The sequence below is a fragment of the Mycobacterium hippophais genome, assembly GCF_027529605.1.
Taxonomy (GTDB): Bacteria; Actinomycetota; Actinomycetes; order Mycobacteriales; family Mycobacteriaceae; genus Mycobacterium; species Mycobacterium arseniciresistens.
Genome location: NZ_JAPZPY010000001.1, coordinates 705,324 through 724,394, shown reverse-complemented (window position 1 = coordinate 724,394; position 19,071 = coordinate 705,324). Strand labels below are relative to the sequence as shown.

General features: G+C 69.5%; 23 protein-coding genes. 12 read left to right on the top strand and 11 right to left on the bottom strand.

Features of this window, described 5'->3' with window-relative positions:
* The first annotated feature begins 168 nt into the window (after positions 1–168).
* Positions 169–948 (top strand): DUF3027 domain-containing protein, encoded by a 780-nt coding sequence (locus O6P37_RS03545; RefSeq protein WP_269893159.1) that lies wholly within the window; start codon positions 169–171, stop codon positions 946–948.
* On the opposite strand, the gene O6P37_RS03540 is transcribed toward O6P37_RS03545, so the two are convergent.
* Both O6P37_RS03540 and O6P37_RS03535 read right to left on the bottom strand, forming a co-directional pair.
* Positions 945–1,397 carry an SRPBCC family protein gene (locus tag O6P37_RS03540; RefSeq protein ID WP_264015043.1) on the bottom strand — a complete coding sequence of 151 codons (453 nt, stop codon included), beginning with the start codon at positions 1,395–1,397 and terminating at the stop codon, positions 945–947. The genes O6P37_RS03545 and O6P37_RS03540 overlap by 4 nt on opposite strands.
* A 25-nt stretch (positions 1,398–1,422) precedes the next feature.
* Positions 1,423–1,689, bottom strand: coding sequence for a DUF2530 domain-containing protein (locus O6P37_RS03535; RefSeq protein ID WP_269892751.1), 267 nt, complete (start codon positions 1,687–1,689; stop codon positions 1,423–1,425).
* A gap of 90 nt (positions 1,690–1,779) precedes the next feature.
* Between O6P37_RS03535 and O6P37_RS03530 the strand changes: the two genes are divergently transcribed.
* The 3 genes from O6P37_RS03530 (at position 1,780) to O6P37_RS03520 (ending at position 3,399) form a co-directional block, all read left to right on the top strand.
* On the top strand, positions 1,780–2,211 hold the full coding sequence (locus tag O6P37_RS03530) for an Rv0880 family HTH-type transcriptional regulator (protein WP_269892750.1): 432 nt from the start codon (positions 1,780–1,782) through the stop codon (positions 2,209–2,211).
* Positions 2,212–2,238: 27 nt separating this feature from the next.
* Positions 2,239–3,054 carry a TrmH family RNA methyltransferase gene (locus O6P37_RS03525; protein WP_269892749.1) on the top strand — a complete coding sequence of 272 codons (816 nt, stop codon included), beginning with the start codon at positions 2,239–2,241 and terminating at the stop codon, positions 3,052–3,054.
* 72 nt (positions 3,055–3,126) lie between these two features.
* Positions 3,127–3,399: a DUF2537 domain-containing protein gene (locus O6P37_RS03520; protein WP_264015047.1), complete on the top strand. Its 273-nt coding sequence runs from the start codon at positions 3,127–3,129 to the stop codon at positions 3,397–3,399.
* A gap of 3 nt (positions 3,400–3,402) precedes the next feature.
* Here O6P37_RS03520 and sepH read toward each other — a convergent pair whose 3' ends face one another.
* Positions 3,403–4,197, bottom strand: coding sequence for a septation protein SepH (sepH, locus tag O6P37_RS03515; RefSeq protein WP_269892748.1), 795 nt, complete (start codon positions 4,195–4,197; stop codon positions 3,403–3,405).
* A gap of 84 nt (positions 4,198–4,281) precedes the next feature.
* A complete protein-coding gene (gene serC, locus O6P37_RS03510) occupies positions 4,282–5,394 on the bottom strand; it encodes a phosphoserine transaminase (RefSeq protein WP_269892747.1) in 1,113 nt (370 codons plus the stop codon).
* Between the two features lie 186 nt (positions 5,395–5,580).
* Here serC and O6P37_RS03505 point away from each other — a divergent pair, with 186 nt between their 5' ends.
* From O6P37_RS03505 to O6P37_RS03495, 3 genes are all read left to right on the top strand, one after another.
* Entirely contained in the window at positions 5,581–6,042 is a 462-nt protein-coding gene (locus O6P37_RS03505) for a CAP domain-containing protein (protein WP_269892746.1), read from the top strand.
* A 197-nt stretch (positions 6,043–6,239) separates the two neighbouring features.
* Positions 6,240–7,256 (top strand): AurF N-oxygenase family protein, encoded by a 1,017-nt coding sequence (locus O6P37_RS03500; protein ID WP_264015051.1) that lies wholly within the window; start codon positions 6,240–6,242, stop codon positions 7,254–7,256.
* Between the two features lie 18 nt (positions 7,257–7,274).
* Positions 7,275–8,954: an FAD-dependent oxidoreductase gene (locus O6P37_RS03495; protein ID WP_269892745.1), complete on the top strand. Its 1,680-nt coding sequence runs from the start codon at positions 7,275–7,277 to the stop codon at positions 8,952–8,954.
* A 10-nt stretch (positions 8,955–8,964) separates the two neighbouring features.
* Here O6P37_RS03495 and O6P37_RS03490 read toward each other — a convergent pair whose 3' ends face one another.
* The 5 genes from O6P37_RS03490 to O6P37_RS03470 all read right to left on the bottom strand — a co-directional run bounded on the left by O6P37_RS03490 (position 8,965) and on the right by O6P37_RS03470 (position 12,214).
* Positions 8,965–9,393, bottom strand: coding sequence for a nuclear transport factor 2 family protein (locus tag O6P37_RS03490; RefSeq protein WP_269892744.1), 429 nt, complete (start codon positions 9,391–9,393; stop codon positions 8,965–8,967).
* 42 nt (positions 9,394–9,435) lie between these two features.
* Positions 9,436–9,888 (bottom strand): VOC family protein, encoded by a 453-nt coding sequence (locus tag O6P37_RS03485; RefSeq protein WP_269892743.1) that lies wholly within the window; start codon positions 9,886–9,888, stop codon positions 9,436–9,438.
* Between the two features lie 127 nt (positions 9,889–10,015).
* Positions 10,016–10,648 carry a maleylpyruvate isomerase family mycothiol-dependent enzyme gene (locus O6P37_RS03480; protein WP_269892742.1) on the bottom strand — a complete coding sequence of 211 codons (633 nt, stop codon included), beginning with the start codon at positions 10,646–10,648 and terminating at the stop codon, positions 10,016–10,018.
* On the bottom strand, positions 10,624–11,751 hold the full coding sequence (locus tag O6P37_RS03475) for a citrate synthase 2 (RefSeq protein WP_269892741.1): 1,128 nt from the start codon (positions 11,749–11,751) through the stop codon (positions 10,624–10,626). Before O6P37_RS03475 ends, O6P37_RS03480 begins: the two co-directional genes overlap by 25 nt.
* Positions 11,752–11,785: 34 nt before the next feature.
* On the bottom strand, positions 11,786–12,214 hold the full coding sequence (locus O6P37_RS03470) for an ester cyclase (RefSeq protein ID WP_269892740.1): 429 nt from the start codon (positions 12,212–12,214) through the stop codon (positions 11,786–11,788).
* A gap of 57 nt (positions 12,215–12,271) precedes the next feature.
* Here O6P37_RS03470 and pdxH point away from each other — a divergent pair, with 57 nt between their 5' ends.
* From pdxH to O6P37_RS03445, 5 genes are all read left to right on the top strand, one after another.
* The gene (pdxH, locus tag O6P37_RS03465; protein ID WP_269892739.1) at positions 12,272–12,985 is read left to right on the top strand and encodes a pyridoxamine 5'-phosphate oxidase; all 714 of its coding nucleotides are present in this window, start codon (positions 12,272–12,274) and stop codon (positions 12,983–12,985) included.
* Positions 12,986–13,113: 128 nt separating this feature from the next.
* Complete coding sequence (locus O6P37_RS03460; protein WP_269892738.1) at positions 13,114–13,758, top strand: TetR family transcriptional regulator; 645 nt, start codon at positions 13,114–13,116, stop codon at positions 13,756–13,758.
* Between the two features lie 91 nt (positions 13,759–13,849).
* Positions 13,850–15,157, top strand: coding sequence for a citrate synthase (locus O6P37_RS03455; RefSeq protein ID WP_264015059.1), 1,308 nt, complete (start codon positions 13,850–13,852; stop codon positions 15,155–15,157).
* 103 nt (positions 15,158–15,260) lie between these two features.
* The gene (locus O6P37_RS03450; protein WP_269893158.1) at positions 15,261–16,697 is read left to right on the top strand and encodes an MFS transporter; all 1,437 of its coding nucleotides are present in this window, start codon (positions 15,261–15,263) and stop codon (positions 16,695–16,697) included.
* The gene (locus O6P37_RS03445; protein ID WP_269892737.1) at positions 16,687–17,100 is read left to right on the top strand and encodes a MarR family transcriptional regulator; all 414 of its coding nucleotides are present in this window, start codon (positions 16,687–16,689) and stop codon (positions 17,098–17,100) included. Before O6P37_RS03450 ends, O6P37_RS03445 begins: the two co-directional genes overlap by 11 nt.
* Before the next feature lie 3 nt (positions 17,101–17,103).
* On the opposite strand, the gene O6P37_RS03440 is transcribed toward O6P37_RS03445, so the two are convergent.
* Both O6P37_RS03440 and O6P37_RS03435 read right to left on the bottom strand, forming a co-directional pair.
* Positions 17,104–17,475, bottom strand: coding sequence for a hypothetical protein (locus tag O6P37_RS03440; protein WP_269892736.1), 372 nt, complete (start codon positions 17,473–17,475; stop codon positions 17,104–17,106).
* A 30-nt stretch (positions 17,476–17,505) separates the two neighbouring features.
* Positions 17,506–19,041, bottom strand: a complete 1,536-nt coding sequence (locus tag O6P37_RS03435; RefSeq protein ID WP_269892735.1) for a phytoene desaturase family protein — start codon at positions 19,039–19,041, stop codon at positions 17,506–17,508.
* Positions 19,042–19,071 lie beyond the last annotated feature (30 nt).

The following is a 19,071-nucleotide window of genomic DNA, read 5'->3' as shown; positions in this document are numbered from 1 at the left end:
GCCTGCCGCCGGGCGGGGCGGGTAGTAGCGGCCGTCGTCCCGCGCCCTGTCGTCACGCCGCCCTCCGGTCACGCCACGATTGTCCCCCATGGCGCCGACTGCGCCCGTCATGGCAACCGGTGTGGCCTCGGGGCATCGGGCTCAGGCACTATGGGGGCGATGGAAAGCATGACCGAAGGCGCGCAGCAGGGTGCACCGCTCCCGCTGGGGGAGTCCACAGCCGATCTGGAGTCGGTGTTGATGGGCGCCGCCGAGCAGGCGCGCACCGCGCTGGACGAGTTCGCCGGCGCAGATGCGGTCGGTGAGTACCTCGGCGCGTCGTTCGAAGACCCGGCGTCGGCGACGCACCGCTTCCTGGCGAATCTGCCGAGTTACCGCGGCTGGCAGTGGGCGGTGGTGGTGGCCGGCTACCCCGGCGCCGACCACGCCACCATCAGCGAGGTCGTTCTGGTGCCCGGCCCGACGGCGCTGCTGGCGCCGAGGTGGGTGCCCTGGGAAGAACGTGTCAGGCCCGGTGATCTGGGCCCCGGTGACCTGCTCGCCCCGTCCGTGGACGATCCGCGGCTGGTGCCCGGCTACGTCGCCAGCGGCGACCCGGAGGTCGACGAGGTCGCCCTGGAACTCGGGCTCGGCCGCAAGCAGGTGCTCAGCGACTGGGGCCGCGTCGACGCCGCGCAGCGCTGGCACGACGGCGATCACGGGCCGGGCTCGTCGATGGCCCGGTCCACCCGCCGGGTGTGCCGCGAGTGCGGGTTCTATCTGCCGCTCTCGGGTGCGCTCGGGGTGATGTTCGGTGTGTGCGCCAACGAACTGGCGGCCGACGGCCATGTGGTCGACGCCGAGTACGGCTGCGGCGCCCACTCGGACACCCCGCCGCCCCCCGGAACCGGTTCGCCGCTGTACGAGCCGTTCGACGACGGTGTCCTGGACGTCGCCGACCGCGATTAGGCCTCCGCCGCCGCCTTGATCCTGGCGAGCGACTGCTTCATGCCGTCGACCAGCTCCTGCTCAAAGCTGGGGACACCGCCGAACAGCGCGTTGACCGTCGCGTTCGACACCGCCTTGACGCCGTTCTCGGCGTGCCGGGTCTCGGTGAGGCGGGTGCCTCCGTCGACCGGCTCGAGCCGGTAGCGCCACACCGTCCCGTTCGCGTTGACGCGGAACGCCAGCTCCTTCTCCGGGACGAGTGCGGTGATCGTGCTGGTGGTCGGCCACAGCAGCCGGCCGCGCCGGTTGAGGTTGACCGCACGGGTCCCCGGCCGCAGTGGGCCGAGTCGCTTGGTCCAGCGGCACTGCGGACTCCAGCGCGGCATCCGTTCGAGATCGGAGACGAGTTCCCAGACCCGGCTGACCGGTGCGTTGATGTCGATCTCTGCCTGCAACAGCGGTGCGGCCACAGTGCCTCCTCGCTTCTCGGCGGGCTCAGTCGAGCCCGCTCTGAGCGCCGCGGGCACCGCGGCGCACGGCGTGACGTTGCCACAGGAAGATCGACGTGCCAAAAACGCCGACGCCGAGACCGGCCACGGCGATGGGCCGCCAGTCGTGCAGCGCGGCGACCGTGAACGACAGCACCGTCACGATCAGCCAACCGAATGCGATCACCATGATGACGGGTCGCGGGTCGAGCAGCCTGGCCGGCAGTGCCGGAGGTTGCCGCGCGTCGGGTTCGGCCGAGCTCTCTGCAGGCATCGACGCCGAATCTATCCGATGAACTGATTTTGCGGCGTACCCCGGCCGGATTAGCTGTGAGATCGCCGCATGCTGGGTACTCTTTGCCATGTGAAAGACCAGGACGCGCAGTTGGCCGGTGACTTGTCGCTTGCCGTAGTGCGTTTAGCTCGACAGTTGCGGTTCCGCCGAGCGGATTCCAAGATTTCGCTGTCGCAGTTGTCTGCGCTGTCGACGCTGGCCAAAGAGGGCGCGATGACCCCTGGAGCGTTAGCTATCCGGGAACGTGTCCGGCCGCCGTCGATGACGCGGGTGATCGCCTCTCTCGCCGAGATGGGCCTGGTCGAGCGCAGCGCCCACCCGTCCGACGGACGCCAGGTGCTGGTCTCGGCGTCGCCCTCGGGCGCCGGCCTGGTCGAGGCGGAGCGCCGCGCCAGCCAGGAGTGGCTCCGGGTCCGCCTGGCCCGGCTGGATCCCGAGCAGCGCAGGACGCTGCTGGCCGCTGCCGACCTGATGACAGGGATGGTCGAGGAGAGCGCCTGAACGCCCGGGTGCGAAGCTACCCGGGATATGGCCACCGTCATCGACGTCGACGACCCGGGTGACCCCCGCCTCGACGACTTCCGCGATCTGAACAGCGTCGACCGTCGGCCCGACCTGCCCAGCGGCAAGGGACTGGTGATCGCCGAGGGCGTGCTGGTGGTGCAGCGGATGCTGGCGTCGCGGTTCGTCCCGAGGGCGATGCTGGGCACCGACCGCAGGCTCACCGAACTCGGCGACCACCTGGACCGCACCGATGCGCCGTACTACCGGGCCGACGCGGAGGTGATGGCCGCGGTGATCGGCTTCCATCTCAACCGGGGGGTGCTGGCGTCGGCGTCGCGACCCGGCGAACTCGCCGTCGACCAGGTGCTCGCCGGCGCGCGAACGGTGGCAGTGCTCGAGGGCGTCAACGACCACGAGAACCTGGGGTCGATCTTCCGCAACGCCGCCGGACTCGATGTCGACGCGGTGGTGTTCGGCACCGGCTGCGCCGACCCGCTCTACCGGCGGGCGGTGAGGGTGTCGATGGGTCACGCGTTGCTGGTGCCCTACGCCTGGGCGCAGTCCTGGCCTGGCGATCTGAACCTGTTGCGCGACAATGGTTTCAAACTGCTCGCCATGACTCCGGATGCGGCCGCCGCGACGCTGGCGGCGGCGATGCCGGCACTGGCCGGCGACAAGGTGGCGATCCTGGTCGGTGCGGAGGGGCCGGGGTTGACCGAGCACGCGATGCGGGCCAGCGACACCCGCGTGCGCATCCCGATGTCACGCGGCACCGACTCCCTCAACGTCGCGACCGCTGCGGCGCTGGCGTTCTACGAACGGGCAAGGGCGGCAGGCTAAATTGGGCAGAGGCGAGGCGACCGGGGGTAAGGGGCCGGTGGGCAGGAGCGAAGCGACCCGGGGGGAGAAACCGTGACCGACGATTCGACGCCCTGGGGCACCGGATTGACGGTGGCCGCGTTCGTCGCGGCAGTGGTCGCGGCGGCGGTGCTGGTGCTCAGCCTCGGCCTGGTGCGCGTGCATCCACTGCTGGCGATCGGCTTGAACATGGTCGCCGTCGGCGGGCTGGCGCCGACGGTGTGGAGCTGGCGCACGCGCCCGGTGTGGCGGTGGTTCGTGCTGGGCGGCGGGGTCGGCGTGGCCGTGGGCTGGGTGGCGGTGCTGGCGCTGTCCCTGGGGAGCTGACGCTCAGCGCTGCCCGCTGGAGCGCACCCCGAGCAGCACGTCCTCCCACGCAGGCACGGCCGGCTTGCCCTTGCGGGCGCGGGCCGGCTTCTTCGCCTCGACGGCCGGCTCGGGCTCAGGCTCAGAGAGCGGCTCGGGCGCCGGCGCGGGTGCGGGAGCCGCAACGGGATCGGTGAAATCGAGTTCGGCCAGCGGAACGGCGCGCAGCGGGCGGGCGAAGTCAGGATCGATCAGTTCGGAAGCCGCGTCGTCGAAGGCGCTGACGGTGCCGCCGTGCGCCCCGGGGGTGAAGCGGAAGTGGGCGACGTTGTCCGACCGGCCGGCCTTCCAGCCCAGTTGCACGGTCCAGCGGCCGTCCTCGTTGCGCCATGCGTCCCACGTCGTGCTGTCCGGGTCGAGACCGCGGGCCACGAGCGAGGTGGTGACCGTCTCGAGCAGCGTCAGCACCGAGGGGCCGTCGGCGAGGATCGGGTGCGCGGCGGTGGCGAGCTCGGCGGCGCGCGAGCGTTCCAGCAGCACCGGATGGGCGAAGCGTTCCACCCGCTCGAGCGGCGCCCCGGCGGCCGCGGCCACCTGTTCGACGGATGCACCCGCCCGGATCCTGGCCTGGATGTCCTTGGGACTCAGCACGGTGGTGACCTCGGCATCGATCTGGGTTTGGCTGGAACCGACTCTGTCGCCACGGACGGCCGCACGCAGCCGGTCGTCCACGACCATGATGAATTTGTCGCCGGAGTCGGCCTCGCAGATGATGCTGCGGCCGTCTACGTCGAGCCCGACGACCTTGAGTACCCGCATACCGACCTCCTCCGGGACGAGCCCGATTAGCAGGTCACCCTACTGCGTTATCCGCCCGTTACCGGCCAGACACGCGGTGCGCCCTCAGAGGTGTTCGACCACCCAGTCGACGCACTGGGTGAGCGCGCTGACGTCGTCGGGATCGACGGCCGCGAACATCGCGACACGGAGCTGGTTGCGGCCCAGTTTGCGGTAAGGCTCGGTGTCGACGACGCCGTTGGCACGCAGCACCTTGGCGACGGCGGCGGCATCGACGGAGTCGTTGAAGTCGATGGTGCCGACCACCTGTGAGCGCAGCGCCGGGTCGGTGACGAACGGGGTGGCGTACTGCGACGCCTCGGCCCACGAGTAGAGCCGCGACGAGCTGTCGGCGGTGCGCTTGACCGCCCAGTCCAGGCCGCCGTTGCCGAGCATCCAGTCCAGCTGGTCGGCCAGCAGCACCAGGGTGCCGATCGCGGGGGTGTTGTACGTCTGGTTCTTGACGCTGTTCTCGACCGCGATCGGCAGCGACAGGAAGTCCGGCACCCACCGGCCCGACGCGTGGATCGACTCGATGCGCGCGAGCGCGGCGGGGCTGACGACGGCGAGCCACAGGCCACCGTCGCCGGCGAAGTTCTTCTGCGGCGCAAAGTAATAGGCGTCGGTCTGCGCGATGTCGACCGGCAGCCCGCCCGCCCCCGACGTTGCGTCGATCAGGATCAACGCGTCGCCCGCATCGGCGGGCCGCTGCACCGGCACCGCCACGCCGGTCGACGTCTCGTTGTGTGCCCACGCGATCGCGTCGACGGACGGGTCGGCCTGCGGTTCGGGAGCGCTGCCGGGGTCGGCCTTGACCACGATCGGGTCGCCGACGAAGGGGTTCTTGGCCACGGCGGAGGCGAACTTCGCGCTGAACTCGCCGTAGGTCAGGTGCAGCGAGCGCTTGTCGATCAGCCCGAACGCGGCGGCGTCCCAGAACGCGGTGGACCCGCCGTTGCCGAGGATCACCTCGTAGCCGTCGGGCAGCGAGAACAGCTGGCGCACCCCGTCTCGGACGCGGCCCACCAGGTTCTTGACCGGGGCCTGCCGGTGCGAGGTGCCGAACAGGTCACCGGCATCGGCCAGCGCCTGCAGTTGTTCGGGTCGCACCTTCGACGGCCCCGACCCGAATCGTCCGTCTTTCGGCTTCAGGTCGGCGGGAAGGGTGAGTTCGGCCATGCGGTCAAGACTAGTGACCAGAGCCTGTGCGCCTCCTGCCGGGGAGGGGCGGTGAAAATACTAAAAAGTCAATAAAAGCGGTTTGAGCGACACGCTTCCGTGTCCATACTGTGACCTGTCGGGGCGGACAGCTGGGAGCCCGTCATGGGGTGCACGTTCAGTGGGGGAAATCGCGCTTCAATTCTGATGCCCGTCTGCGCTGCGGCCCTTGCGGTCGCCGGGGCGCTGGTCGCCGTGGCACCCGCGTACGCCGACGGCGATCAGGCCGGCGCGCTGCTGGGCCGGATCAACGCCACGCGCGCGGCGAACGGCTGCGGCCCCGTCGCACCGAATGCGCAGTTGGCCGCGGCCGCCAACCGGCACGCGACCGACATGCTCGTCAACGGGGTGCGCAGCCACACCGGTTCCGACGGGTCGTCGGTCGTGCAGCGCGCCACCGACGCCGGCTATGCGCCGTATGCGGCGGTCGGAGAGGTCGTCTTCTGGAGTGCGGGATACAGCGACGATCCGGCCCACGCGGTGAACTGGTGGATGAACAGTCCTCCCCACCGGGCGGTGATCACCGACTGTGGGATGACCGACGCCGGGTTCTCCTCGGTGAGCAGCGGTGACCGGGTGATCGCAGCCGGAGAGTTCGGCAAGAAGTAGCCGCCCGGCGCTGGTGAAGCAACGGCGTCGCGATCGCGGCATCGGTTTTCGAATGTCCTCCGGGGTGGGTACTCACTGTCCGGAGTCGATGCGCCGCGCGTTCAGCAAACCCTCAGCTCGGGGATGGACATTTACCCGGTACCTGCGGTACTGTGTACACAAGGCCGGTAAATGTAAACCTCTCAGGGAGGCTTCGAATGGCTCGGACACGCACGATCAACCGCTGGCGGCGCAACATGGACGTCAGCGACGACCCGCAGTACGTGGACATGCTGAACACGCTGTCGGAAGGCTCGGTGCGGCGGAACTTCAATCCGTACACCGACATCGAGTGGGACTCCCCGGAGTTCGCCGTCTTCGAGAACGATCCCCGCTGGGTGCTGCCGGCGACGGACCCGCTGGGCGGGCACCCGTGGTACCAGGCGCAGCCGCAGGAGCAGCAGATCAAGATCGGCATGTGGCGCCAGGCCAACGTCGCGAAGGTCGGCCTGCACTTCGAGTCGATCCTCATCCGCGGCCTGATGGAGTACTCGTTCTGGACGCCCAACGGCTCACCCGAGTACCGCTACTGCCTGCACGAGGCGGTCGAAGAGTGCAACCACACCATGATGTTTCAGGAAATGGTGAACCACATCGGCGCCGACGTGCCAGGTATGCCGCGCCTGCTCAAATGGGTGCAGCCCGCCATCCCGCTCGTCGCCGGGCCGCTGCCCATCCCGTTCTGGTTCGGCATTCTCGCCGGTGAGGAACCGATCGACCACACGCAGAAGAACGTGCTGCGCGAGGGCAAGGCCCTGCATCCGATCATGGAGCGCGTCATGGCCATTCACGTGGCGGAGGAAGCGCGGCACATCTCGTTCGCGCACGAGTACCTGCGCAAGCGGGTGCCGCATCTGTCGCGGTGGAAGCGATTCTGGTTGTCGCTCTACGTGCCCGTGGTGATGAGGGTGCTGTGCTCGGCCATCATCGTTCCGCCGAAGGCGTTCTGGAAGGAATTCGACATCCCGCGCTCGGTGCGCAAGGAGGTGTTCTTCCGCTCGCCGGAGTCCCGGCAGATGTTGCGCGACATGTTCGGCGACGTCCGGATGCTGTGCAAGGACACCGGACTGATCAATCCGGTGGCCAAGCTGATCTGGAAGCTCTGCCGCATCGACGGCCGCCCCAGCCGTTACCGCAGCGAGCCGCAGCGCCAGCACGTGGTCGCGGCCGCCTGACGAGAGCCTGAATCCCTTATGCCGCACGTCATCACCCAGTCGTGTTGCAGCGACGGGTCCTGCGTCTACGCCTGCCCCGTCAACTGCATCCACCCCTCGCCGGACGAGCCGGGGTTCGCGACCGCCGAGATGCTCTACATCGACCCGGTCGCCTGTGTGGACTGCGGTGCATGTGTGAGCGCCTGTCCGGTAGGCGCCATCTCTCCGGACACCCGGCTGGACGACAAGCAGTTGCCGTTCATCGAACTCAACGCCGCGTTCTATCCCGAGCGTGAGGGCAAGCTCCCGCCGACGTCGAAGCTGGCGCCGGTCCTCGAGGCGCCGGAGGTGCACCGCCGGGGGAGTGGTCCGCTGAGGGTCGCGATCGTCGGGTCGGGCCCCGCGGCGATGTACGCCGCCGACGAGCTGCTCACCCAGCCCGGCGTGCAGGTCAACATGTTCGAGCGGCTGCCGACGCCGTACGGGCTGGTGCGGGCGGGCGTTGCGCCCGACCATCAGAGCACCAAGCGGGTCACCCGGCTGTTCGACTCGGTGACGCAGATACGCGGGTTCACGTTCTATCTCAACGTCGAGGTGGGCACCCACCTCAGCCACGCCGAGCTACTGGAGCATCACCACGCCGTCCTGTACGCGGTCGGCGCGCCCGACGACCGCCGCCTCGAGATCGAGGGCATGGGAATGGCGGGCACCGCCACCGCGACCGAAGTGGTGGCCTGGTTCAACGGCCACCCCGACTTCGCCGACCTGTCCGTCGAACTCGGGCACCGCCGTGCGGTCATCATCGGCAACGGCAACGTCGCGCTCGACGTCGCGCGGATCCTCACCACCGACCCGGATCAGCTGGCCGCCACCGACATCGCCGATCACGCGCTGGCGGTGCTGCGCACATCGAAGGTCGACGAGGTGGTGATCGTCGCCCGCCGCGGACCGGCGGACTCGGCCTTCACGCTGCCCGAGTTGATCGGGCTGACCGCGACCTGTGACGTGGTGCTCGACGCCGCCGATCACGAGCTGGTGCGGCGCGACCTCGGCACCGCCACCGACCCGCTGACCCGCAACAAGCTCGAGATCCTCAGCAAGCTCGGCGACGCGTCCACCCCGGCGACGCGGCCGCGCATCAGGCTGGCCTATCGGCTCACCCCGCGGCGCGTGCTCGGCGACCTGCGTGTCGACGGCGTCGAATTCACCGTCACCGATTCCGACGAGGTTCGGCTGATGAGCGCAGGCCTGGTGCTGACGTCGATCGGCTACCGCGGCAAGGCGATTCGTGACCTGCCCTTCGACGGCGCCGCCGCGGTGGTGCCCAACGACGGCGGCCGCGTGGTGGACCCGGAGTCGGGCGATCCGGTGTCGGGCGCCTACGTCGCAGGGTGGATCAAGCGCGGGCCGACCGGGTTCATCGGGACCAACAAGTCGTGCGCCGCGCAGACCGTGCACCACCTCGTCGACGACTACAACAGCGGGGCGCTCAGCGAGCCGTCCGCCGCGCCTTCCGCACTGGCGAAGCTGGTGCGCAACCGACGGCCCGACGCGGTCGACGCCGCGGGCTGGCGGGCGATCGACGCCGTCGAGGTCGCGCGCGGCGGCGAGGCCCGGCCGCGGGTGAAGTTCACCTCGGTACCGGACATGCTGGCCGCCGCGGCGAACGCACCCACACCGCCGCTGCACCAGCGGCTACTGGCCGGATTGTGGCGCTAGCCCGGCCCTTTCAGCGGCAGACGGCCGCGATGGCCGCGGCGTCCCAGTAGTACGGCCGCACCTCGGCGATCCGTCCGCCGGCGATGCGAAGGGTCTGCAGGATCGAAAACTCGAGTCGCCGGCCGGTGGCACGAGCACGGGCGTCGACGTGGGTCTCGACGACCGAGGTCTCGCCCGTCGCCAGGAAGCGTTGATCGACCATGGCGAAGGTCGACCACGTCTCGCTCATGGCGAGGAAGAACCGCTCCAACCCGCCGTGGCCGCGCCACACGCCGCCGTACGGCAGCGAATCGGCCTGGTGCAGGACGACGTCGGAGGCGAAGAACGCCGCGAGCGCCGAGAAGGACGCCACGCCCGGTCCGCCCGCGGCGAGGTACTCCTGCTCGGCGGCGTACATGCCGCGCAGGATCGGTGTCGCGTCCAGGTCGTCGGTCGTCATGCCCTGTAGACGCGGACCGCGCGCCCTACGTGAGATCGGGCATCACTGCTCCTGCTTCATCGCCTCTTCGATCTCCTCCATGCTGACCTCGCGCATGGGCTGACCCATCGACCAGTAGTGGCCGAACGGGTCGCGCAGCACCCCGTAGCGGTCCCCCCAGAACGCGTCCTCGAGAGGGGACAGCACGGTGGCGCCTGCATCGACGGCGCGCTGGAACTTGGCGTCCACGTCGGTGACAGTCAGATGGATTGTCACCGGCGTGCCGCCCAGCGAGGTGGGCGTCATCGACTTGCCCTCGGTCATCTCCGGGAAATCGTCGTTGAGCATCACCATCGAACCGTTGATGTTCAGCGCGGCGTGCACGAGCTTGCCGTCCGGACCGGGCACCCGTCCGTACTCGGTGGCGTCGAAGGCCTTCACGTAGAAGTCGATAGCCGCGGCGGCGTCGTCGACGACCAGGGACGGGGACACTGCGGGTTGCACTTCGATGGCCATGGGGGCTCCTTATGGGTTCGGTGGTGTCCATGGTGACTGCCGGCACCGACAAAACTCACCGCGAGACGACGGTTGTTGACGCCGCCACTCGAACTTCCGGTCAACAACCGTCGTCTCGGCGCACGCCTCACACGACGGAGAACGACGCGGGCAGCGGTGCCCGGCCGGTCAACGCCATCAGCAGCGTCTCGCCGTCACCGAGCGTGACGGCAGTGTCCGCGGCGAGCCGGACCGCGGCGGCCAGCACGTCGCCGGGCAGCGCGTGGTCGAGCCCGACGGCGCGGGCGATGTCGAGGCCGTGCACGGCCAATTCGAACGTGCGGGTCGGCAGGTAATTGGACAGCCGGATGCCCTGTCCGCCGATCACTTCGATCAACCGGTCGTCGACGCCGTCGAGATCGCGGCGGACCTGGGCGGCGAGCGCTTCGACCGCCGCGGCGGGGTCCGGCCCGAGATCGCGACCCGCCTGGCGGCCGCGTTCGAGCACCGCGGCGCCGCCGGCCTGCGCCGCGAACTGCCGCGCGAACACGTAGTACTCCTGCGGGTCGCGCAGGTCCTCACGCGGGGCGGTGGTCCCCAGGTAGGCGCTCACCGTCGTCAGCGATCGCGACGTGTGCCCGACCAGTGCGCGCAGATCCCACTCGCCCAGGCCGGGGCCGTCCCACGCGCCGGCCGGGATCTTCGCCACCAGTCCGGCGAAACTCTCTGCGGCGCTGTAGAAGACCCGATCGGCGGTCACGGGCGGGCGATCTGATCCCATCCGCGCACGGTTTCCGGGCCGCGCGGTTCCGGACCGACGTAGACCGCCGCCGGCCGGACGAGCCTGCCGAGCCGCTTCTGTTCGAGGATGTGCGCGCACCAGCCCGCGGTGCGCCCGCAGGTGAACATCGCCGGCATCATCGAGGTCGTCACCTCGGCGAAGTCGAGGATCACCGCGGCCCAGAACTCGACGTTGGTCTCGATCGCGCGGTCGGGCCGACGCTCGCGCAGTTCGGCCAGCGCGGCCTGTTCCAGCGCGGCCGCCACCTCGTAGCGCGGCGCCGCCAACCGCTGCGCCGTGCCGCGCAGCACCCGGGCGCGGGGGTCCTCGGCCCGGTACACCCGGTGCCCGAAGCCCATCAGCTTCTCCTTGCGATCCAGGATGCCCTTGACCACGGCGGCGGCGTCGCCGGTCTTCTCGACTTCCTCGATCATCGGGATCACCCGGGCCGGGGCGCCGCCGTGCAGCGGGCCGCTCATCGCGCCGACGGCACCCGACAGCGATGCGGCCACGTCGGCGCCGGTCGAGGCGATCACCCGCGCGGTGAAGGTGGAGGCGTTCATGCCGTGCTCGGCGGCGCTCACCCAGTACGCGTCGATGGCCTCGACGTGCCGGGGGTCCGGTTCGCCCTTCCAGCGGGTCATGAATCGTGCTGTCACCGTGTCGCACCCGTCGACGACGCGCTGCGGCACCGCGGGCTGGTAGATGCCGCGGGCGGACTGGGCGACGTAGGACAGTGCCATCACCGACGCCCTGGCGAGCTGGTCGCGGGCGGTGGCGTCGTCGATGTCGAGCAGCGGCTTGAAGCCCCAGATCGGGGCCAGCATGGCCAGGCCGGCCTGGACGTCGACGCGGACGTCACCGCTGTGGATCGGCAGCGGGAACGGTTCTGCGGGCCGCAGTCCGCGGCCGAACTCGCCGTCGACGAGCAGCGCCCACACGTCGCCGAAGGTGACCTTCTGTGTGACGAGGTCCTCGATGTCGACGCCGCGGTACCGCAGCGCGCCACCGTCCTTGTCGGGTTCGGCGATCTGGGTGGTGAACGCCACCACGCCCTCGAGTCCCTCGGCGAAGTCTTCCGGCAGCCCCGACGCGGCAGTCATGAGCAGATTCTCGCACCACCGCCGGGCGGCCTCGCTACCGGCCGGTAACTGCGCCTGCGGTCAACTGCTGGTAGGTCTCCCACGACGACCGCTCGACCCAGTTGGTCGTCAGCGTGCCATCGGCGTCGACCGCCCACACCGCGGTACCGGTCATCGCCACGCGCTGCTGATCCGCTGCGGTGCCGAGGATTCCATTGTTCCGGCCGGTCAGCAGCCATCGCGACGTCACCCGCCGGCCGTCGGCACTCTGGAACGTCTCGAGCACCTCGAGGTGCAGGTCGGTCAGCGCGGTGAGGAAGTCGTTCACCCACGCCTTGAAGTTCTCCCGCCCGGTGATCGGCCGCCCGCCGGTGACGATGACGAAGTCCTCGCTCACGAACCGGTCGGCGGCGGCCGCGTCGTGGGCGTTCCACACCTCGTCCCAGAAGCGGTTGACGGTGTCGACGGAGTCGCGCGTGTCCATGTGGGTGGAACAACCGCGGCGACGGCGGTATGCCCGCCCAGGCGTAGCGTCGTGCAGGTGGCTGATGGGTCGGACGCCGTCGGATCGGACGGCGCCTCGAACGAACACTTGGCGAGGATGCGCGTGGAGTACGGATCGGCGGAGAAGGACGGCAGCGGAGACCTGGACGCCGACTGGCTGGGCGCCGACCCCGCAACGGGTTGGGTTGACCTGCTGCGCAACTGGCTGACCGATGCCGAGCGGGCCGGCGCCGCCGAACCCAACGCGATGGTGGTGGGAACCGTCGACGCGGCGGGTCGCCCCGTCACCCGCACGGTGCTGTGCAAGAGCGTCGACGGCGAGGGCATCACGTTCTACACCAACTACGACTCCGACAAGGGTGAGCAATTGGCGGCGACGCCGTACGCGTCGGTGACCTTCCCGTGGTACGCGCTGGGCCGGCAGGTGCACGTGCGTGGCGCGGTCACCAGAGTCGCGCCGAAGACCACCGAGCAGTACTGGTCGAAGCGGCCACGCGGCTCCCAGTTGGGGGCGTGGGCGTCGCACCAGTCGAAACCGATCGCCTCGCGCAGCGCGCTGCTCGATCAGCTGACCGAGGTGACCGAACGCTTCGCCGCCGACGACGACGTGCCGGTGCCGCCGAACTGGGGTGGATACCTGATCACACCCGAGACCGTCGAGTTCTGGCAGGGCCGGGAGAATCGAGTGCACAACCGGATCCGAGTGACGCTCGCACCGGACGGAATCCGCGTCGAGCGCCTCCAGCCCTGACGTGCGCCGGCCTTCATTCGCTGCCGACCGGGGAAAACGCCTCGAGCAGACATACTGTGAGTACGGGCGATTTGCATAGGGTGCCAAATTTTCAGGATTTCATCAGCTCGGCGGGATAGCATCGCGGCGTGGCTGAAGTCGACGGCAAACCGATCCTCGGCCTGCGCGAACGCAAGAAACAGCGCACGCGAGCGGAACTGATCGAGGCGGCCGTCGAGTTGTGCACCCGGCAGGGATACGAGGCCACCACGGTCGACCAGATCGCCGCCGTCGCCGACGTCTCGCCGCGCACGTTCAGCCGCTACTTCGCCACCAAGGACGCCGTCGTGCTCGCCTCCATCGACGACATCGTCGAGCTGGTGGCGGTTCAGTTGACGCGCCAGCCCCACGACCTGACCCACCTGGACGCGCTGTGCAAGGCCCACATCGAGGCGTTCGTCTCGACGAAGACCGGTGCGGTCAACGGGCTGACCTCCGAGCGGTTGCTCGCCGCCGCCCGCATCATCAACTCCTCGCCATCGCTGCGTCACCTGTCCGGGGAGTTCCGCGAGGACGCGGTCAACGCCGCCCTCGCGCAGCGGATGGGGGTGGCGCGCGACGACAAGCGGCTCAAGCTGGTGGCATGCGTGTGGTCGGCGATCGTGAGCACCGCGATGGCCGACGTCGGCAAATCGGACTGGGCCAGCCTCACCGTCGAGGCCATCGTGTCGCGTGTCGAGGAGACGTACTCGATGTTCCTGGCGGAGACGGCCGGCGCCCGGCAGCCGGCCTGAGCAACTGCCGCCCCCCGCGGGCACGACCGTCGGGATGGGACTACCTTTTGTAGGACAGGTCCGCATCTCAGGCGATGACGAAGGGGTACCCGTGGCCGATAACCCGTCCGGTGGAGAAGAGCACGCCACCCTGTCCTATCCCGGGGGCGAACTGGAGCTGGACGTAGTCCACGCCACGGAAGGATCCGACGGCATCGCGCTTGGGTCACTCCTGGCCAAGAGCGGCTACACCACCTACGACAGCGGTTTCGTCAACACCTCGTCGACCAAGAGTGCGATCACCTACATCGACGGCGACGCCGGGATCCTGCGCTACCGCGGCTACCCGATCGAGCAGCTGGCCGAGAAGTCGACCTTCATCGAGGTCAGCTACCTGTTGATCTACGGCGAGCTGCCGACCGCGGAGCAGCTGGAGAAGTTCACCACCCAGATCCAGCGGCACACCCTGCTGCACGAGGACCTGAAGCGGTTCTTCGACGGCTTCCCGCGCAACGCCCACCCGATGCCGGTGCTGTCGAGTGCCGTCAACGCGCTGAGCGCCTACTACCAGGACTCGCTCGACCCGTTCGACGACGAGCAGGTCGAGCTGTCGACGATCCGGTTGCTCGCCAAGCTGCCGACGATCGCGGCGTATGCCTTCAAGAAGTCGGTGGGGCAGCCGTTCCTCTACCCGGACAACTCGATGAGCCTGGTCGAGAACTTCCTGCGGATGACGTTCGGCCTGCCGGCCGAGCCGTACGAGGTGGACCCTGAGGTCGTACGCGCCCTCGACATGCTGCTGATCCTGCACGCCGACCACGAGCAGAACTGCTCCACCTCGACGGTGCGGCTGGTCGGCAGCTCGCAGGCGAACCTGTTCACGTCGATCTCCGGCGGCATCAACGCGCTGTGGGGGCCGCTGCACGGCGGTGCGAACCAGGCGGTGCTGGAGATGCTCGAGCGCATCCGTACCGAGGAGAGCGACGTCCAGACCTTCGTCAAGAAGGTGAAGAACCGCGAGGACAACGTGAAGCTGATGGGCTTCGGTCACCGCGTATACAAGAACTACGACCCCCGCGCGCGGATCGTCAAGGAACAGGCCGACAAGATCCTCGGCAAGCTCGGCGGCGACGACGAACTGCTCGACATCGCCAAGTCGCTGGAGGAGTTCGCCCTCACCGACGACTTCTTCGTCGAGCGCAAGCTCTACCCGAACGTCGATTTCTACACCGGCGTGATCTACCGGGCGATGGGCTTCCCGACGCGGATGTTCACCGTGCTGTTCGCACTGGGCCGGTTGCCGGGCTGGATCGCGCACTGGCGGGAGATGCATGACGAGGGTGGCGGCAAGATCGGCCGGCCGCGGCAGATCTACACCGGCTACACCGAACGCGACTACGTCGACTCCGAAAAGCGCTGACGCCGTTCCCGCGAGCTTTTGCGGGCGACGAACGTCACGAACAATCCGCTTGCGATCACGACAGTTGTAGTTTCACAATAGTTAGGTGATCGATACTGTCGGCATGACCTCGCGGCGCAAGGCCATCATCCTGATGTCCTGCTGCCTGAGCCTGCTGATCGTGTCGATGGACGCGACGATCGTCAACGTCGCCATCCCGGCCATCCGCTCCGATCTGCACGCGTCGCCGTCGCAGCTGCAGTGGGTGATCGACGTCTACACGCTGGTGCTGGCGTCGCTGCTGATGCTGGCCGGCGCCACCGGCGACCGGTTCGGCCGGCGCCGGGTGTTCCAGCTCGGGCTGACGATCTTCGCGCTCGGCTCACTGCTGTGCAGCCTGGCGCCCAACATCGAGACGTTGATCGTCGCGCGGCTGCTGCAGGCCGTCGGTGGCTCGATGATGAATCCCGTTGCACTGTCCATCATCTCGCAGGTGTTCACCGGCCGCGTCGAGCGCGCACGGGCGCTCGGTTTCTGGGGGGCCGTGGTCGGCATCTCGATGGCGCTCGGTCCCATCGTCGGCGGACTGCTGATCGAGTGGATCGGCTGGCGGGCGGTGTTCTGGATCAACCTGCCGATCTGCGCGGCGGCCATCATCCTGACCGCGGTGTTCGTGCCCGAGACCAAGTCGGCGACCATGCGCAACATCGACCCGCTGGGGCAGGCGCTCGGCGTGCTGTTCCTGTTCGGCGTCGTGTTCACCCTGATCGAGGGCCCGGGGCTGGGGTGGACGAATCCGCGGACCGTCGGCGCAGCGGTGGTCGCCGTCATCGCGTTCGCCGCGTTCCTGCGCTACGAGTCGCGCCGCCACGACCCGTTCGTCGACCTGCGCTTCTTCCGCAGCATCCCGTTCACCTCGGCGACCGTGACGGCGATCTCGGCCTTCGCGGCATGGGGCGCGTTCCTGTTCATGATGTCGCTGTACCTGCAGGGGGAGCGCGGCTACTCGCCGATGCACACCGGCCTCATCTACCTGCCGATCGCGATCGGTGCGCTGCTGTTCTCACCGCTGTCGGGCCGCCTCGTCGGGCGGTTCGGCGCCCGGCCGTCGCTGCTCGTGGCCGGTGTCCTGATCACGTCGGCCTCGGTGCTGTTGACGTTCCTCACCGCGACGACGCCGGTGTGGGAACTGCTGGTGGTGTTCGCGGTGTACGGCATCGGCTTCTCGATGGTCAACGCGCCGATCACCAACGCCGCGGTCAGCGGGATGCCGCTCGACCGGGCCGGCGCGGCGTCGGCGGTGACCTCGACCAGCAGGCAGATCGGCGTGAGCATCGGTGTGGCGCTGTGCGGTTCGGTGGCGGGAGCGGCGCTGGCCGGCACGGCTGCCGACTTCGCGACCGCCGCACGCCCGCTGTGGTTCGTGTGCACCGCATTCGGGGTGGTCATCACCGTGCTCGGCGTCTACTCGACATCGGGACGGGCGCTGCGGTCCGCCGAGCGGCTGGCGCCGCTGATCGCCGGCGATCAGGCCCGCACGGAGCCGACGCATGTCACATGACGGTCTGGCCGACGACGTCTGGCGGACGATGGCCGCGCTGGTGTACGACAACCGTGAGGGCTGGAAGCGCGCGGTGGTCGAGCAGACCGGGCTGCCGTTCAGCCGGGTCCGCGTCCTGCGACGGCTGGCCCGTCAGCCGATGAGCGTCAAGGAGATCGCGCACGCCGCCACCATCGATGCGCCGGCGGCCACCGTCGCCGTCAACGACCTCGAGGACCGTGGACTGGTGATGCGCGAGGTCGATCCGGGCAACCGCCGCAGCAAGCGGGTGTCGCTGACGGCGGCCGGTCGCGCCGTGGTCGATCGGATCGACGCCATCGACGACCCGGCGCCCCCAGCTCTGAGCGCGCTCGCCGCCGACGACCTGGTGACGCTGCATGCCATCATCGGCAGGCTGAGGTGACGCTCAGGCGCGGGTGAGTGTCGTGTTGTACAGCGCCACCGCCGTGTCGGTCGGCAGGATGTCGACGAACGTCGCGACGCCGCGCACCGCATCGCCGCGCGCGATGATGTGGCCACCGGCATTGTGGGAACACGGGAAAGCGTTGCAGCGCAACCAGAAACCGGGAGCGCTCTGATAGGGCGCCATGCTCGGCGCCTGGTCGACGCGGTAGCGGCCCGGCGCGATGAACGCGGTCACCCAGCCCTTGCCCGCCTCGGTGTCGACGCCGAACACGCCGTTGCTGCCGTAGGTCGGTACCGCCTGCGCAGGCGCGGCGAGCGCCATGGCCGCCGCGGACATCACCGCAGCGGCGAGTGCCGCCATCGTGGCCTTCATCTTCGCCAGGCTAGCAAGCCGGCCGCCGCTTCACCGGCTTTCGAGCACAGCCATCGCCGCGTTGTGCCCGCCGATGCCCGACACCCCGCCGCCGCGACGAGCGCCTGAGCCGCACAACAGGATTCGCGCGTGGGCGGTGTCCACACCCCAACGCCGGGCCCGGGTGTCGAGCGCCTCGTCGTCCTCGGCGAACGGCCAGTGCAGCCCGCCGTGGAAGATGTTGCCCGCGGTCATGCCGAGTGTGTGCTCCAGGTCGGCCGTGGTCTTAGTCTCGATGCACAGCCGACCGGCGACGTCCTCGAGGATCACGTCCTGCACGGGTTCGTCCAGCACCGAGTTCAGTGAACCGAGCGCCGCCGACGTCAGCGCATTGCGCAGCCGCTCGGGATCCTGGCCGTGGGCCAGCGAGTGCGGCGTGTGCAGTCCGAACAGCGTCATCGTCTGCGCGCCGGTCTCGCGAAGGCGGTCGGACAGGATGGTCGGATCGGCCAGCGAGTGGCAGTAGATCTCGCACGGCAGCGGCTGGGGGACCTCGCCGCCTGCGGCACGGTCGTGGGCGGTGTCGAGCTGTGTCAGGTTCTCGTTGACGTGGAACGTCCCGCCGAACGCCTGCTCGGGCGTCACCGACGCGTCGCGCAACCTCGGCAACCGGCGCAGCATGAGGTTCACCTTGACCTGCGACCCGCCGGCGAGCTGCGGGGCGGGGTCGCCGACGAGGCCGGCGAGCACCGCCGGGGTGACGTTGGCCAGCACGAACCGCGCGCCGACGCGGTGCTCCCGCCCGCCGGACCGGTAGCGCACCTCGCCGTCCGGGTCGATGCCGAACACTTCTGCGCCGGTGAGGATTTCGGCGCCGAAGCCGGCGGCCGCGGCGGCCAGCGCGCCGCTGACCGCGCCCATGCCGCCGATCGGGACGTCCCAGTCGCCGGTGCCGCCGCCGAGCAGGTGGTAGAGGAAGCACACGTTCTGCGCCAGGGACGGGTCGTCGGTCCTGGCGAACGTGCCGATCAGCGCGTCGGTGGCCATCACCCCGCGCACCAGGTCACTGGAGACCGCGCCTTCGATCGCCGCACCGATCGGCGCGCCCGTCATGGCGTGCCACACCGCGTCGGCATCCGGGTCGCCGGCCAGTACGTGCGCGTGCGCCTGGCTGCGCGTCATCAGCGGCGCCGTCATGGTCGGCCACAACCGCTCGGTGACCGTGCGGCAGCGCCGGTAGAACTCGGCGAAGCCGGCCTCGTCGTCGGCGGCGCCGACGGCCGAGAACGTGTTCGCCCGGCCCACCAGCAACCCTGTTCGCCCGCCGGTCGCCGGGTCCGGCGTGTAGGACGACTGCCGCCGCTTGACCAGCCGGACGCGGGCGCCCAGATCGTCGACGATCCGCCGCGGCAGCAGGCTGACCAGATACGAGTACCGCGACAGCCGCGCCTCGACGCCCTCGAACGCGTGGGCCGAGACGGCCGCCCCGCCGACGTGGTCGAGGCGTTCGAGCACCAGCACCCGCCTGCCTGCGCGCGCCAGATAGCCCGCGGCGACCAGCCCGTTGTGACCGCCACCGACGATCACCGCATCGAAGGTCCCCGCCGGGGCGGCTCC

Bases quoted from the DNA above. Each gene is read 5' to 3' on its own strand.
- O6P37_RS03545 (WP_269893159.1), top strand. From the start codon at position 169: ATGACCGAAGGCGCGCAGCAGGGTGCACCGCTCCCGCTGGGGGAGTCC.
- O6P37_RS03535 (WP_269892751.1), bottom strand. From the start codon at position 1,689: ATGCCTGCAGAGAGCTCGGCCGAACCCGACGCGCGGCAACCTCCGGCA.
- O6P37_RS03525 (WP_269892749.1), top strand. From the start codon at position 2,239: ATGGCCACCGTCATCGACGTCGACGACCCGGGTGACCCCCGCCTCGAC.
- sepH (WP_269892748.1), bottom strand. From the start codon at position 4,197: ATGCGGGTACTCAAGGTCGTCGGGCTCGACGTAGACGGCCGCAGCATC.
- serC (WP_269892747.1), bottom strand. From the start codon at position 5,394: ATGGCCGAACTCACCCTTCCCGCCGACCTGAAGCCGAAAGACGGACGA.
- O6P37_RS03505 (WP_269892746.1), top strand. From the start codon at position 5,581: ATGCCCGTCTGCGCTGCGGCCCTTGCGGTCGCCGGGGCGCTGGTCGCC.
- O6P37_RS03500 (WP_264015051.1), top strand. From the start codon at position 6,240: ATGGCTCGGACACGCACGATCAACCGCTGGCGGCGCAACATGGACGTC.
- O6P37_RS03495 (WP_269892745.1), top strand. From the start codon at position 7,275: ATGCCGCACGTCATCACCCAGTCGTGTTGCAGCGACGGGTCCTGCGTC.
- O6P37_RS03490 (WP_269892744.1), bottom strand. From the start codon at position 9,393: ATGACGACCGACGACCTGGACGCGACACCGATCCTGCGCGGCATGTAC.
- O6P37_RS03485 (WP_269892743.1), bottom strand. From the start codon at position 9,888: ATGGCCATCGAAGTGCAACCCGCAGTGTCCCCGTCCCTGGTCGTCGAC.
- O6P37_RS03480 (WP_269892742.1), bottom strand. From the start codon at position 10,648: ATGGGATCAGATCGCCCGCCCGTGACCGCCGATCGGGTCTTCTACAGC.
- O6P37_RS03475 (WP_269892741.1), bottom strand. From the start codon at position 11,751: ATGACTGCCGCGTCGGGGCTGCCGGAAGACTTCGCCGAGGGACTCGAG.
- O6P37_RS03470 (WP_269892740.1), bottom strand. From the start codon at position 12,214: ATGGACACGCGCGACTCCGTCGACACCGTCAACCGCTTCTGGGACGAG.
- O6P37_RS03450 (WP_269893158.1), top strand. From the start codon at position 15,261: ATGACCTCGCGGCGCAAGGCCATCATCCTGATGTCCTGCTGCCTGAGC.
- O6P37_RS03445 (WP_269892737.1), top strand. From the start codon at position 16,687: ATGTCACATGACGGTCTGGCCGACGACGTCTGGCGGACGATGGCCGCG.
- O6P37_RS03440 (WP_269892736.1), bottom strand. From the start codon at position 17,475: ATGAAGGCCACGATGGCGGCACTCGCCGCTGCGGTGATGTCCGCGGCG.